The sequence below is a fragment of the Actinomycetospora lutea genome (assembly GCF_028737205.1).
Lineage (GTDB): Bacteria > Actinomycetota > Actinomycetes > Mycobacteriales > Pseudonocardiaceae > Actinomycetospora > Actinomycetospora lutea.
On the sequence record NZ_JAQZAL010000053.1, the window covers coordinates 1 to 15,128 of the forward strand.

Sequence of the window (15,128 nt, forward strand, 5' to 3'; positions counted from 1 at the left end):
CGGCCAGATTGTCATGCCCAGCGAGCACAATCCCCGCCATCACCGGCCACCGAGCCGCGCAACGATCACCAACACCAAGATCATGAAAGATCCGGGCTAGTTCACCTACATTCGCATAGTCCATTGAACAGCTTCCTAGTGTCGCGCGTCTGAAGTTCGCTGACGGGTGGCGTGGGGCAGGATTTCCTCGGCGGTCTTGGTCCAGGCGAAGGGATGGCAGCGGTCGTTCCAGCCGTCGATGAAGGCGCGGATCTTCTCGACGAGCTGGGCGACGCTGTCGAACGAGCCTCGGCGGATGGCCTGGCGGGTGATGATTCCGAAGAACACCTCGACCAGGTTGAGCCAAGAGCCCGAGGTCGGGGTGAAGTGCAACGTGACCCTCGGGTGGCGAGCCAGCCAGTCGTTGATCTCGGCGTGCTTGTGGGTGTGGTAGTTGTCCAGGACCACGTGCAGTTCGCGGCGGGGATAGGCCTTGGCTACGCGCTTGAGGAAGTCGAGGAACTCGGCCTTGCCGTGGCGGTCGTAGCAGCGGTCGGTCACCCGCCCGGTCGCTACCTCGAGCGCGGCGAACAACGTGGTGGTGCCGTTGCGCTGGTAGTCGTGGGTGGCCCGCGCCGGCAGCCCCGGACGCATCGGCAGCATCGGCGCGGTCCGATTCAGCGCCTGGAACTGCGACTTCTCGTCCACGCAGAGCACCACGGCGTTCTGAGGCGGGTGCAGATACAGCCCGACCACGTCGTGGACCTTGGCCTCGAGCTCGGGGTCGGTAGAGAACTTGAACGTCTCGGCCCGCCAGGGCTGCACCTGATACCGCCGCCACGCCCGGGCTACCGTCGCGTCCCCGATCCCCAGGTGCCTGCCCAGTAGCCGCGAGGACCAGTGCGTGACCCCCAACGTCTCCGGCGGCGCATCCAGGGTGGCCGCGATGATCGCGGAGTCGTCGACGGTCTTTGGTCGGCCGCTGCGCGGCTCGTCGCCCAGCCCGGCCAGGCCCCGCTCGGCGAACCGGTCCCGCCACTTGATCACCGTCGGCCGCGACACCCCCACCTGACGGGCGGTGGCCGTGGTTCCCGCCCCGCCAGCCACCGCCAGCACGATGCGCGCCCGCTCGACCAGCCCCGCGCTGACCGTGCTCGATCGCAGCCACGACTCCAACACGACCCGGTCCTCGTCGCTGATCACCAACCCTGTCGAGGTCACAGCAACAAGATCTCACCAACCACAACGTCAATCAACTAACGACGCGCGACACTAGCAGCCGCCAGGGCGAGCGACCCCCGCCTCGCCGAATTGTAGACTTATATCGTCACTGCGACCAATAAGCAGGGCCCGACTACTACCCCTGGTCCAACCTTCAGGGATGAACAGGTATTGATCCCTAGAAGCAGTGAGGAGCTTAAAGCCGAAGTACGCGTACGGGAACGCTGAATCGGCGTCAGGACACCGAAACTCACGAATGCCCGCCATCCCTCGAGCGTCGAGCTTCTTACTGGAGTACAAGGTCACTTCGGGAAGAATTGGCAGTGTCTCCGCGGATTTTATCGCCCGCGCGGTCCCTACTTGTGCGGCATATTCGGAAATTGTCCAGAGGACACCCGCAAGGACCAGGACGCCCAGCGCAACAGCCAGGATCGTGCGTTCGAGGGCGCCCCGCCGGTCGCGTAATCCGTCAGCTATTCGCAGACCAGCCCGGAGACTTGAGCCTGCAGCGATAAGAGACACCGCGAGAGCGAACCATACTCCAGGATACGAGATCAAAGAATATCCACCACCTAGGAGCGATGGCACTGTCACCAGGAACAGGCAAGTCCCTGCAAGAAGGAAGATGACCGACAATGTCCATTTCGTGCGCCTGCGGGCGCGGTACGGTAGCGCTCGAATTAGGTGTACGACCCAAAGAATAGCCATTGAAGCCACTGCGACAACAATAGCGGGCATGAATACTGCGTCAACGCTTCTCACTTGATAGTCAGTGGAAGTGAAGTCGAACAGTTGAGAACTAACACCGAAGTAGGCAAAGTACCAGTAGGCGTTTAACCATCCATAGTAGTAGGACACAGCAGTCACAACGGAGACGGGGACTGCCACGACCAAAGCTGCTTGCAGTGTCTGGATGAGATTTGAGCTATCGCCATCCGCTTGAGCCTGTCCGCGATGATCATCGCCACCGATCGACCCCGGAGTGTCGATGGTCTTGCTACGGGATTCTGCATCCACACCTCTCCCGCGAAGTCTTCTAGCTTTACTTTCCCGACTTCTGCTCATGGCGTTATTCCCACTCTCTCTCCGAGCCTGACCCCCAGCACGCTGGGCGCGGATAGGCGTTCGTCAGTCGCCTACATGTCCGCTGGAGGAAGACCCCTGTGCAGACGGATCAGCGCTGGAGGCGAATACAACGAACACCAGTCCAAGAAGAGCAGTCTACCGGGGTCCAAGCGAATCTCGACCGCTATTAGAGCGAGGGGTGTAAATTGCAGTCAGCATCAAGCAGAGTGCGCTCATTGGTTTTCAGCAGAGCACGAGTACACGTTGGGGTCTCTCCCTCGGCGGCGCGGGCTCTGCCCTGCCGGACCGCTCGTGCGGGTGCAAGTGCCCCGCTTCTCGATAACCGGCGCGTGTACTGCCTGGTGGCGCTTGCGGCCGTGCGGGCGGTCTGGCAGCCCTCGGGCGCGTCGTCGTGGGAGAGACCCCGCCCCGACCACCACCACTTCCCGGAGCTCGTCGCAGTGGTGGCCTCTCCTGAGGTCGGTGCCCTGGTCCAGGGCGGAGCGCCTGGCCGCCGGAGGCTGAGTGTCGTCCTGCTCCCGGTCGCCACCGTGGTCCTGGTCGTCGCTGTGGCTGCTGGTTGGCCCGGCCCCCGGGTCGGGCGCGCGCCCCGGGTCGAAGACAGGAGGGGAAGCGTGCCCGGCCCGAAGGGGCCGGGCACCGGCGCGTCAGCGCCGGCCCTGACCGCGGGTCGTGTCCGTTGAGCGGGACGGCTCTCGGTAATGGGCGAACAGGTCTTCACCGGACCCGGCAGCGTCGGGGAGCCAACGAGCGACTGACGCTCGGGGAGCGGGTGGCGAAGGCCCAGCACCGACGTGAAGGCCGATGGGCCCGCCGCGCGCAGCTCCGCGGCATCACTGGCCTGCGCCGTGTTCGTAACTGCGGTACACCGCTCGACCCCGAGGGCGGGGTGAGTTTGGCGGTGACGACCAACTCCGACGGCACCCGCTCCGCGGGCTATTCGGGGCTGGCGTCGTGCGGGTCGGTGTGGTGCTGCCCGCAGTGCGCCGCGAAGATCGCCACTCGCCGCGCGGACGAGCTGTCGAAGGTCATGCGGGCGGTCGACGAGGCTGGCGGGTCGGCGTTCCTGCTCACCCTGACCATGCGCCACGACCGCGGCGACCGGCTCGGACTGACCAAAGACGAGCGCCAGCGACTGCGCCAGCTCGAGGACAACCGCGCCGGTTACGAGGCCGCGAACGCCAACCGGTGGGAGTTCGACGAGCACCAGGCCGAAGCCGACGCCATCGAGGAACACACCCTGCGCCAGCGCAAGGGCTGCTGGGATGTCCTCTCCGACGCCTGGGCCCGAGTCACCTCGGGTGCAGCCTGGAAGGCCGACCAGGAGCTGTTCAGCGGCCTGCTCGGCTGGGCGCGGGTCGTGGAGGTCACCCACGGCGACAACGGCTGGCACGTCCACATCCACGCGCTGCTGTGCTTCGGCGCCCCAGTCTCCGCCGAGCTCGTCGCCGGAAGCGTGGGCGCACGCATGTTCGCCCGCTGGCGGGCCGCGCTGGAGCGCAAGGGCTTCGAGGCCTCCGACGAGCACGGCTGGGACCTGCGCCGCGTGCAGCTCGGTGACGGCGATCTCGCCGACTACTTCACCAAGATCGCTCACGAGGTCACTGGCTCGCACCGCAAGGAGGGCCGGCGGGCTGGCGGTCGCACCCCGATGCAGCTCCTCGCGGACGCAGTCGACACCTACGAGCAGTCAGCGCTGGCGCGCTGGTGGGAGTGGGAGCAGGCCAGCGAGGGCCGCCGACAGCTCACCTGGTCCGCTGGCTCTCGGAACCTGCGGAAGCTCACTGGGCTCGGTGCGGAGGCTACCGACGAGGACATCTGAGGATGTCAGCCTGATTCGGCCCCACCGTGACGGCCTGTTCTGGCTCCACCCGGGGGGTCGGCTCGCCGATGGGTGTGACGGTCTGATCTGGCCCCACCTGCCGACACGCCGGGCGGTGTGACGGCTTGAAGTGGCCCCACCTGGCGAAGATCGCCGGGCATGACGCGGGCCGGGTTGGGGTCATCGAGGGTGGAGCTGTTCGAGGCGATCCGGCGTGACGCCCGACGCGAGGACGTCGGGGTGCGCGAGCTCGCGCGCCGGTACCGGGTGCATCGGCGCACGGTGCGCCAGGCGCTGGCCTCGGCGACGCCGCCTCCGCGGAAGACTCCGGTGCGGGCGGCGCCGCGGCTGGATCCGGTGAAGCCGTTGATCGACACGATGCTGCGCGAGGATCTCAGCGCGCCCCGCAAGCAGCGTCACACCGCCCGGCGGATCCTGGCTCGGCTCGTCGACGAGCACGGCCACCATGAGTTGAAGTACCCGACGGTGCGCGACTACGTCGCCCGCCGCCGTGCCGAGATCGCCCTGGAGGCCGGCACGCCGCTGGTCGAGGCGATGGTGCCGCAGTCCCACGAGCCGGGCGCGGAGGCCGAGGTCGACTTCGCTGAGCTCTACGTCGACCTCGAGGGCCGGCGCACGAAGGTCTTCCTGTTCACCCTGCGGATGTCCTACTCCGGGCGGGCGGTACACCGGGTGTTCGCCTCCCAGGGCCAGGAAGCGTTCCTCGAGGGCCACATCCACGCCTTCGCCCGCCTCGGCGGGGTCCCGTGGGAACGCATCCGCTACGACAACCTCAAGGCCGCGGTCTCGCGGGTGCTCTTCGGCCGCGACCGCGAAGAATCGGCTCGCTGGATCGAGTTCCGCTCGCACTACGGCTTCGACGCGTTCTACTGCCGCCCCGGAGTCGAGGGCGCGCACGAGAAGGGCGGCGTGGAAGGCGAAGGCGGCCGGTTCCGCCGCACCCATCTGGTCCCCGTGCCCCGCGTCGACTCGCTGGTCGAGCTCAACGAGCGCCTCGCGGCGTTCGACGCCGCCGATGACGCCCGCCGGATCGCCAACCGCGCCCGCACCGTCGGCGACGACTTCGCCACCGAGGCGCCGATGCTGCGCCCGCTGCCGGCCGAGGCGTTCGAGCCGGGCCTGCTGTTGACCCCGCGGGTCGACACCCACGCTCGGGTCACGGTCCGCCAGTGCCGCTACTCGGTGCCCGCGCGGCTGATCGGGCGTCGGGTCCGAGTGCTGCTGCGAGCCTCGCAGGTCGTCGTGCTCGACGGACGTCGCGAGGTCGCCCGCCATCCCCGGGCGATCACCAAGGGTGCGGTGGTTCTCGAGCTCGACCACTACCTCGAAGTCCTTCAGCGCAAGCCGGGCGCATTGCCCGGGGCGACGGCGCTGGTCCAGGCCCGCGCGTCGGGCGCGTTCGCCGCCGAGCACGAAGCGTTCTGGGCCGCCGCCCGCAAGGCCCACGGCGACCAGGGCGGCACCCGGGCGCTGGTCGAGGTCCTGCTGCTGCACCGCCATCAGCATCGCGACGACATCCTGGCCGCACTGCGCGCCGCCACCGCCATCGGCGCCACCAACCCCGACGTCGTCGCCGTCGAAGCCCGCCGCATCGCCGAAGCCCGCCGCGCAGGCGATGACCACCACCGCGTCGCTGCCCGCGCTGACCAACGACGGGTCGTCAGCCTGACAGAACGCCGCCTCGCCGACCCCGACTCCGGCACCGATCCCGGCGTCGCGGCGTTGCCGGTCGATGGGCGGCCCCTGCCCTCGGTCGAGGCCTACGACGAACTGCTCGCCCGCCGACGCGACCACCAACCGTCCATCAGCCCTGACGGTTCCGCCGCGGCACCCGAGACCCGCAACGAGGTGTCATGACCAGCACCCCCACCTCCTCGCCACGGTCGCGCCGACGACGCCCCAGACTGACCGAGCAAGCCGCAACCACCGCGATCGACCAGGCCTGCCGCACGCTTCGCCTCCCGACGATCCGGGCCAACGTCGAGGACGTCATCGCCACCGCCGAACACGAGCAGCTCTCCTACCGCGGATTCCTCGCCGACCTGCTGCTCGCCGAGTGCGACGACCGCGACCGGCGCCGCAGCGACCGACAGGTCAAGGCCGCCGGATTCCCTCGTCCGAAGTGGCTCGAGGACTTCGACTTCGACGCCAACCCCGCGATCAACCCCGCCACCATCAACACCCTCGCCACCGGCACGTGGATCACCGCCGGCGAGCCGCTCTGCCTGATCGGGGACTCCGGCACCGGCAAGAGCCATCTGCTGATCGGGCTCGGCGCCGCGGCCGCCCGGCAGGGGTTCCGAGTCCGATACACACTGGCGACGAAGCTGGTCAACGAGCTCGTCGAGGCCGCCGACGAACGTCAGCTGGCCAAGACGATCGCCCGCTACGGCCGAGTCGACCTGCTCTGCATCGACGAACTCGGATACATGGAACTCGACCGCCGCGGCGCCGAGCTGCTCTTCCAGGTCCTCACCGAGCGCGAGGAAACCAACGCGATCGCCATCGCGTCGAACCAGCCTTTCTCCGGCTGGACCCGCACCTTCACTGACCCGCGGCTATGCGCCGCGATCATCGACCGGCTCACCTTCGCCGGGAACATCCTCGAGACCGGCACCACCTCCTACCGGCTCGCCCACGCCCGCAGCAAGCACGACACCTGACACGGCCGGGGCCAGCTCAAACCGTCACGGCGGGGCCACCGCGGGTTGACACACCCAGACATCGTTGCCGAAAACTTGGAGGCCGAGATTCGGCTTGGTCTGGCTGCAGATGCATGGGACTGCGTCCAGCGCACTGGGCTCGCGGCAACACTGCTGACCGTCGCCGAGAACGGCGGCAGAGACGCGGCCCAGGCGTGGCTCAGTGCCCGTGGTCTGACTTGGGTCATGCGGACGGAGCCCACCGAGCGACGATGTTCGGAAGGGGTCCCCAGGAGGCTGCCGCCTGGAAGGTCTGGCAAGACTTGGACGGCATGACCGCGTCGGAGCGCCGGGTTGCGCACCGAACCGTCGGTGCGCGTCGTGGAGCTGAGCCTCCTTGAGGGGTGCGCGTCATCTCCAGCAAGTCCGGCCCGGACTCGCATGTCTTCTCCAGGAACAGGACGCCGGGGTGGCCCAGTATCCGCCAATGTACCCAGAGACCGGACGGACGTTCCCGCCCGACCAGGCAGACGGGCTCTAAGCGGCGTTGGCCGACGTCGTCACCACGCCGGCCTCGAGCAGCGTCGCCGCCACGAACGCTCCGGAACCGCCCAGGACTAACGCCGAGGGACGGGGCGCGCAACGGACCCGCCCCGGTGGCGGCGCGTACTTGTTATGATGTGACAACACCGTTATCGGCCAATGGGGGGAATCTCGGAGTGGCCCTGCCTTTCCTCGATATTATCAGCGGATTGACCGATGTAAGCGGGCAACTCGTCGAGATATATAAGCTTAAGAGGGACGGGAGCTTTTTTGACCAGCAGAAGTACCTTGCTGAGTTGAAAACGCAGGAAGAAGCCCGGGCAGCGGAGCGCGACGTCAAGAAGGAAGTGCTTCTAGCCCATCTCGGGGAGGAGCGCGCTCGAGCCGATGACTTACGGGCAGAGAAGCGCGAATTAACAAGTGCACGCCTATCTATGGCTAGCGCGATTAAGCTTGACGAGCACGAGAGAGAACTAGCTTCCGCGCCATACAACACGAGCTCAGCCTCGCTCTACGATAGAGTATATTCTGCTACGGAGGGCGGCCGAAAACCAGCTCTACTCCTGGCTCCGTTCTTCAGCGACACCGACGGACCAAATGAGAGCGACTCCGGCCCCCCAGCCTTTCGGGTAGCAATTCGTCGCGCGTGGATGGCTTCCTCGAGTAGTAATGACATGGCTATGCTTGACGGAGTAATAAGTCGTCCGCTGCGTAACACTGACCTCGATATTCTGCACCTGAAGGAAGCTCTGGGCGCCCTGCCAGTGGTCCTCGTGTACGGTGAGATCCAGCAAGGGAAGCGCGTGTGGAGCTCGGTCGTTTCCTGGAACTTGGTGCGAGGCCGTCCAGGTGACGCTCTGTCCATAAACTTCCCAGCGCTCCCGCTTCCGGAGAAGTCCAACGAACTCGGCACGCAGGAGCGCCTCGATTTCGAGGACGCACTAGGTGGGGCAGTGTTGACAACTGTTCGACTGCTTGCGAACTGGTTTCACGCGGCAAACTATAGAAGGTCGCCTGCCGATCTTGATCTGAGCGGAATTCCGCCGCAATTCGCGGTGGGTCTGGCCGGAGCTTACGAGATCGCATACGAACTAGGCATAGTTGATCTTCTGGAAGCAAGGGTCGACCAATGCGCGGTGCTTGAACGAGCTGGTGCACGAGAAAGCGCCCGATCTGCAGCCCAGGAAATCCTGGGGCTAGTGAGGAGTGGGGGAACGGCCGACCCGCTACCTATTGAGACGTTGCGAACCCTTCGCGAGCTCCTAGTCTCTGATGATAGCGCCCACCAAGAGGCCAAAAACCTCGTCGAAACGGCCAGCCGCAGAATGGTGCTGGACTTCCTTCAACCGAAGAAGGTCATGACTAGAGTTCGAGTCGTCGCCGCTATCGACTTTGGCACGCACGGTAGCGGCTTCGCTTGGTCAGTCATTACTGATCAGAATCGCAAGGCTTCTAGCCGCCAAATTAAGGTGCGAACACAGTGGGATGGACAATATGTTGCGTCCGCTAAGAACCTTTCGGCAGTCCTATTCTCTGAGGACAGCGACGAGCGTCTCGAAGCGTGGGGCTTTGAGGCGAGAAGACTGGTACAGCTACACCCCGACTTCCGTAAGCGTTACACCCAGAACTTCAAGATGCAACTCGCGTCCACTTCCCCGGAGGTAGGCCAGGAGGGGTACAGCAACAAGCCCACCGAAACCATTACCCTCTACCTAGCCGAGCTCAGAAAGGCAGCACTTCAAGATATCACAAGTGCTGGCTTCGCTGACGACCAAATTCGATGGTGCCTCACCGTTCCCGCGATTTGGGACGAAGCGCAGAAGGAAACGATGCGCACCTCTGCGGTTGACGCAGGGTTTCCAGAGGATCGACGACGCTTGATCCTCGCGCTTGAGCCCGAGGCCGCAGCGCATCACGCAAAAATTGCAGGACTTCGTACCGCTGGGGCAACGGGAGGACGACGGGCATCGCTAGAGGCAATAGGATCGCGCTTCATGATCGCGGATTGTGGCGGTGGCACCGTAGACCTCACCGCCTATCGGAGCGATCGCAACTCCAAGCTAGTTGAGATAGGCCGAGACTTCGGCGGGCCTTTCGGCTCCGAGTATCTCAACGTAGCTTTCGTCGACCTCGTTCTATCTCGTCGGTTCGGGTCACACGAGTTTTTAGCCAACGTTATCGCAGAGAAACCGTCCGCCTTCGCCGAATTGGTAGCCGGGTGGGAGAGAGCCAAGCTCAGCATCGATCTAGGGGAAGACAGGAACGTATTTATTTCCATCCCTGCTGCCATCGATCGGATGATGGCTGACGATGTAAGGGCCCGGCTCGCTGAGCAGCAAGACGGAATCGATGACCACATCGTCCTCAAGCGCGCCGAAGTAGAGCTTGTTTTTGAGACCGTAGTGCCGAGCGTGCTCGATCTGGTCGATAAGCAACTCGACGAGATGAAGCGTGGGTCGCCAAACGCTCGGAATCCGATCATCATCCTAGTTGGAGGCTTCGGCGCATCGCCCTACCTACAGGCACGACTCATAGAGCATGTCTCGGGTCGCGCGGAGGTGCTGGTTCCCCCGGACCCTGCAGTGTCCGTTCTGTACGGCGCTACCCATTTTGCGTACGATCCGCAGACCGCTGCTCGCAGGAGCAAGTTCACTTATGGTTGTGATGCGGCTCATACCTTTCGACAAGGCATTGATCTTGAGAGTAGGTCTTTCGTCGGCCCGGATGGCGTGAAGCGCTGTAACAGATTTTCTCGCTACGTTTCGGCAGGGCAGGTCGTTCCCGTTGATGAGGTCGTCTCACATGAGTACATGCCCATCTGGGAAAACCAGAAGACAGCCCCACTCGACATCTACCGAACCACCTTGACAGACCCCATCTATGTCACAAAGCGAACGTGCGAGAAGATTGGGTCTTTGACTGTCGATCTGACTCCCGTACTCCAGCTTCCGATCAATAGAAGAGGCGGGGAGCTGTCTATGTACTTCGGCGAGACTGAGATTCGAGCAGTTGCCATAGTCAAGGAGACTGGTGAAGCAATCAGGACTACTCTAAGCTTCGATTCAAAGACGGGTGTCTGAGCGATGTCGGAGGACTATCACGACCGGAGGCTTCTTGAACGGCTTGATGACCTCGGTGAGCTTGTCTTAGCCTTAAGCGGCTCTTCCGGATCTAAAGGGTGAGCCGCCCGCAGTGCAGCAAAGATCTGATCCAGTAGTTGAGCGGGTTGCGGAACCCGAGGGCGTTGCGGCGTAGCGCCTCGAGTCGGCCGTTGATGGCCTCGGTCGGCCCGTTCGAGGCCCGGCGGGTGAAGTAGGCCAGGACGTCGTCGCGGCGCCGCTGCAGGGTCCGGCCGAGCTGGGCGAGCTCATCGAGCCCGGCGGGCAGCCCGCGGCGCAGGCTGTCGATGACCGCGGCGAGCAGGCGTCGGCCCTGCTGGGGGTCGGGCTGGGCGTAGGCGTCGATGACCCGCTGGTAGGCCCACCACGTCACCTGCACCGCGACGTGCTCCTCGGCGGCGAACACCGCGGCCAGCCGGGTGCGCTGCCGCTCGGTGAGCAGCGCGAGCCGGGTGCGCAGGGCCCGGCGGACCCGATAGAGCGGGTCGCCGGCGCGGCCGCGGTGCCCGAGGGTGTCCTGCTGGACCCGCTGGCGGCACAGGTCCAACTTCGCGCCGGCGAGGGCGACGACGTGGAACGGATCCATCACCGTCACCGCGTCCGGCAGGGTCTCGGCGGCGGCGGTCTTGTAGCCGCCGAACCCGTCCATCGCGACGACCTCGACCCGGTCACGGAAGCCCTGATCACGGGCGGCCAGCCAGTCACGCACCGCCGCGGCGGAGCGGCCGGGGACCAGGTCGAGCAACCGTGCAGGCCCCTGACCGGCCACGACGTCGGTGAGGTCGACGATCACGGTGACGAACCCGTCGCCCTCAGCGTGGCGAGTGTGGGCCCACCGGTGCTCGTCCACCCCGATCACGCGGACGTCGTCGAGCCGCGCGCGGTCGCCGGCGAGCAGGGTGCGAGTGGCGGCGACGGCGATCCCGTTGATCGTGTCCCACGACCGCCCGAGCTCCCGCGCGATCGCCCCCACCGTCAGGCGGTCGACCGCGAGGCGGCGCAGCACGTACCCGGCGCAGCGACGGGTGGTGGTCCACCCCGGCCGGGCCACCGACGAGGTGTCGGCGGCGAACACCCCGCGCTCACAGCCCGAGCGAGCGCACCGGTAGCGCGGGACCCGCACCCGCAGCTGGGTCGGGTGCCCGGCCAGCGGCAGGTCGGTCAGGCGCCGCTCCACCGCGTCCCGATAGACCCCCGCATGCCCGCAGTCCGGGCACCGGGCCGCTGCGCCGACGACCAGCTCGCACCACAGCACTGTGGTCTGCCCATCGAGGGCCGCGTCGGTGATCCGCACCCCGAGCTCCACCGTGCGCACGATCGTGTCGGCCACGACCTGGGCAGGACTCGACGTAGGCTGCGGCATCGGGCCCCCGAGATGTTGAAGGCGACTGGCGTAGGAACCGTCATCATCAACTTCTCGGGGCCCGCCTCACCGCACCAACACGGCCTCACCGGCCCGGTCACTCACGGCCTCCCGTGCACTCAATATCCGGAAGAGCCGAGTAACGGGCTTGCCGCACCGTGACCCGGGCGTGCTGATCCACCCGTGGGGTCAGCAACAGGCCGGGCTCGAAGGCCTCGGTGGGCAGCGGGCGCAGCATCGTGGCCTCGGTGGCGAAGTCGTCGCCGACACTGCGGGCGCGGTTGGTGATCCGGCGGGCATCGTCGGCGTCGTCGAACGCCGCCAACCGGCTATTGAGCTCCGCGATCGAGGTGACCTGCGGGACGGGGACGAGATGGGTGCGACGGAACCGGCCACCCTCGCCCTCCACCCCGCCCTTCTCGTGGGCGCCCTCGACCCCCGGGCGGCAGTAGAACGCGTCGAAGCCGTAATGGGAGCGGAACTCCACCCAGCGAGCGGACTCCTCGCGGTCGCGGCCGAACAACACCCGCGAGACCGCGGCCTTGAGGTTGTCGTAGCGGATGCGTTCCCACGGCACCCCGCCGAGGCGCTCGAACGCGTGGATGTGGCCCTCGAGGAACGCTTCCTGGCCCTGGGAGGCGAACACCCGATGCACCGCCCGGCCGGAGTAGGACAGGCGCAGGGTGAACAGGAAGACCTTCGTCCGACGGCCGGCGAGGTCGACGTAGAGCTCGGCGAAGTCGACCTCGGCTTCCGCGCCGGGCTCGTGCGACTGCGGCACCATCGCCTCGACCACGGGATTACCGGCCTCGAGAGCGATCTCGGCGCGGCGGCGAGCGACGTCATCGCGCACCGTGGGGTACTTCAGGTCGGTGTGGCCGTGCTCGTCGGCCAGCCGAGCGAGAATCCGTCGCGCGGTATGGCGCTGCTTGCGCGGTGCGGTGAGGTCCTCGTGCAGCATCGCGTCGATCAAGGACTTCACCGGATCGCATCGAGGTCGAGGACGGCTCAGAGAACATGGCCCCACAGCCTGGCCCGACTGCAATCTGCCCGCCAGCAGCCGCGGCTGGAGCCTCTACCGGACGCCAGGCACCGTGCGCGGGAGGACGACCGCCTGCGGCACCCCGCGGCATAGCGCGTGAAGGCTGACCCGCTCAAGGTACTTATAGGATCGCTCGCGATGTCACTAAGCGATCCTGCGGCAAGGCTCATGTGTTCAATATTGATGCTGAGTCGACGTGAGAAGGGTCATCGACCATATTGCCGGGTAAGACTTTAGTCGCCCAGGGCGATCCGTTCCAAGTGTCCATGAGCAACATCCCAGGACAGCCAGGCGCTCGCGAATCTTAGCGTCACGGTTCCGTCCGACCGGACACTTGTTGCCACCGTCTCTCTCGCTAACGACCTAGGTGCGACCGGAGGTGGTCGCTGGTCAGCTTGACATCAGTGGGCGGGTAAGTAATGCTCGGACTCAAGCTCCACCCTTCCGTACGTCCTCGGCGGAGGCAGAATGGACATAGACGTCCCGGCGCAACTTATCGCTGATCAACTGAGGCGAGGGCGCGTAACCCTCTTTCTCGGGCCGGGAATGAACGCAATCGGCCGTTCCGCAGGCGACACCGGCGAGCATTTGTTTCTGCCTCTAGGTTCCGAGGTCGCCAATCTTCTAGCCAAGGAAATGCCCGACCATGAGGATGATCTCTTCAGAAGCTTTGAACGCCCCGATCTCTCAAGAATGTCCCGTTCATTCGAAATCTACTTTGGACGGGAGGCCCTGTACGACTTTCTCAACGGCGTCTTCTCGCGCCGTACTAGAGAGAATCCGTTCTACACCTATCTCGCAGACATCCAAGCACCGTTCCTAGTTGTCAGCACGAATTACGACGATCAACTCGAGAGGGCTCTTACTGCGGCAGGTCGGCCTCATCACGTTATTTTCACGGTAGCGCACGCTGACGATGAGGGCGAGAATCTGAGATGGAAGCGCCCGGCAGCAGCTCAAGATCCTCTAGTTCGGTTGCGTCTCTCGTGAGGTCGGCGAACGAGTTGCGTAGTGTTCCTGTTTTTCCTCTAAACGGGGCCGGTCGGTATCGAAGCATCTCGATGAAATCGTCTGCAGCAATGCCAATCCCGCCCTGTGAGTCCAACACTCTCCGCTTAAATTCCTGCCACGTTTGCTCTATTAGTCACCCTTTAGATTCCATATCAGCGAGCTGCCGGGCTTGTAATAATCATGGAATCGACCCTCCGACCGGATTGCTCTCAACTCGGCTTCGATGCCACGTAGTGCTTCTCGCTCTTCGTGTATAAGCGCATACATCTCCTTCGAAAGACTAACGTGATCCGCTTCAATGCCTTCGATAAGGCCACGCATAGCTCTGTGATGAGCTTGCAATCGGTTCAAGATCTCCTGAAGGCTCTCGTCCATGAGTGACCATCCCGTCGCGTCCTCATCGAAGTGCGTTTCAGGCATCTGTTCCCCCCAACATTGCTAGCGGTTGCCTCGTGCGATAATGGCCAGCATAAGCACGCTCACAGCCGGAACTTAGGGACCGGACAACCAGTCCTCCCTCGACTAGTCGCCCACGTCTAGCCTGCTCGGAGCAGGCATCTAGTATGATTCAACACGACAAGCACGGCAAGAAGCTCGCACAGGTGCGTAGGGTAGCGATGCTGTCACCTGGCGTGCTTATCTCGGTCCCTCGAATCCCCAGGCGGTTGACTCGCCTCAAGCAGGACTTGTTCAACTATCGCCCGCATCTGCCAGAGGTATGTGGAGTGCGCTAGATTAGGGGTGTGGCGGACGATATTGGCTTGGAGCGACTCGACGACCAGCTGAGCTGGTACGACGCGAAGAGCGGCGCAGCTCAGAAGGCGTATAAGCGCACAAAGCTTATCCAGCTAATTGTCGGAGCTTCAGTCCCAGTAGTGGCACTCGCCTCGCCAACCCCCGCACTTACAGCAAGCCTTGCAGCTGTTGTGGTGGTGGCAGAGGGCGTCCAGCAACTCTATCAATGGCAGACAAATTGGGTACTCTACAGAGCGACGGCTGAAGCACTTAAGCACGAGAAGTACCTCTATCTCGGGCAAGCTGGACCGTACGAAGCGTCCGATCGAAAACGCGTCCTTGTCGAGCGAGTGGAAGGCATAGTCTCGCAGGAGCACGCTAAGTGGACTGACTCCCGAAGTCGGGATGAGGAACATCAACGTAATGCGCAGAAGTAACTCAAGGCCGTCGCATCGAACTCGCTCGATGTGGCGGCTCCAACGGTATTATGGCTCTTCGTCATTGAGCGTGGAGGGATGACCGCGACACGATCTTCGGCTTCGGC

At 64.6% G+C, this 15,128-nt stretch carries 8 protein-coding genes and 1 pseudogene; 6 read left to right on the plus strand and 3 right to left on the minus strand.

Features of this window, described 5'->3' with window-relative positions:
- Window positions 1–135 precede the first annotated feature (135 nt).
- On the minus strand, window positions 136–1,200 hold the full coding sequence (locus PHK61_RS30860; RefSeq protein ID WP_274284870.1) for an IS630 family transposase: 1,065 nt from the start codon (window positions 1,198–1,200) through the stop codon (window positions 136–138).
- 1,987 nt (window positions 1,201–3,187) lie between these two features.
- Here PHK61_RS30860 and PHK61_RS30865 point away from each other — a divergent pair.
- The 4 genes from PHK61_RS30865 to PHK61_RS30880 all read left to right on the plus strand — a co-directional run bounded on the left by PHK61_RS30865 (window position 3,188) and on the right by PHK61_RS30880 (window position 10,394).
- Complete coding sequence (locus PHK61_RS30865) at window positions 3,188–4,108, plus strand: rep family protein (RefSeq protein WP_274284871.1); 921 nt, start codon at window positions 3,188–3,190, stop codon at window positions 4,106–4,108.
- Window positions 4,109–4,267: 159 nt separating this feature from the next.
- Window positions 4,268–5,986, plus strand: coding sequence for an IS21 family transposase (istA, locus tag PHK61_RS30870; protein WP_274284872.1), 1,719 nt, complete (start codon window positions 4,268–4,270; stop codon window positions 5,984–5,986).
- A complete protein-coding gene (gene istB, locus PHK61_RS30875) occupies window positions 5,983–6,792 on the plus strand; it encodes an IS21-like element helper ATPase IstB (protein ID WP_274284873.1) in 810 nt (269 codons plus the stop codon). The genes istA (PHK61_RS30870) and istB overlap by 4 nt, the downstream gene beginning before the upstream one ends.
- A 698-nt stretch (window positions 6,793–7,490) precedes the next feature.
- Window positions 7,491–10,394, plus strand: a complete 2,904-nt coding sequence (locus PHK61_RS30880; RefSeq protein WP_274284874.1) for an Hsp70 family protein — start codon at window positions 7,491–7,493, stop codon at window positions 10,392–10,394.
- 91 nt (window positions 10,395–10,485) lie between these two features.
- Here the strand turns inward: PHK61_RS30880 and PHK61_RS30885 are convergent, their stop codons facing one another.
- A complete protein-coding gene (locus PHK61_RS30885) occupies window positions 10,486–11,796 on the minus strand; it encodes an ISL3 family transposase (protein WP_420791467.1) in 1,311 nt (436 codons plus the stop codon).
- Between the two features lie 136 nt (window positions 11,797–11,932).
- Window positions 11,933–12,811 (minus strand): annotated as a pseudogene (gene istA, locus PHK61_RS30890) (IS21 family transposase); the annotation flags it as partial.
- A 495-nt stretch (window positions 12,812–13,306) separates the two neighbouring features.
- Here istA (PHK61_RS30890) and PHK61_RS30895 point away from each other — a divergent pair.
- Together PHK61_RS30895 and PHK61_RS32195 are read left to right on the plus strand one after the other, a co-directional pair.
- A complete protein-coding gene (locus PHK61_RS30895) occupies window positions 13,307–13,828 on the plus strand; it encodes an SIR2 family protein (protein ID WP_274284876.1) in 522 nt (173 codons plus the stop codon).
- Window positions 13,829–14,592: 764 nt separating this feature from the next.
- Complete coding sequence (locus PHK61_RS32195) at window positions 14,593–15,021, plus strand: DUF4231 domain-containing protein (RefSeq protein WP_420791468.1); 429 nt, start codon at window positions 14,593–14,595, stop codon at window positions 15,019–15,021.
- Window positions 15,022–15,128 lie beyond the last annotated feature (107 nt).

Excerpts from the sequence above, each read along its gene's own strand:
- PHK61_RS30895 (WP_274284876.1), top strand. The coding sequence starts at position 13,307 with ATGGACATAGACGTCCCGGCGCAACTTATCGCTGATCAACTGAGGCGA.
- PHK61_RS30885 (WP_420791467.1), bottom strand. The coding sequence starts at position 11,796 with ATGCCGCAGCCTACGTCGAGTCCTGCCCAGGTCGTGGCCGACACGATC.
- istB (WP_274284873.1), top strand. The coding sequence starts at position 5,983 with ATGACCAGCACCCCCACCTCCTCGCCACGGTCGCGCCGACGACGCCCC.
- istA (WP_274284872.1), top strand. The coding sequence starts at position 4,268 with ATGACGCGGGCCGGGTTGGGGTCATCGAGGGTGGAGCTGTTCGAGGCG.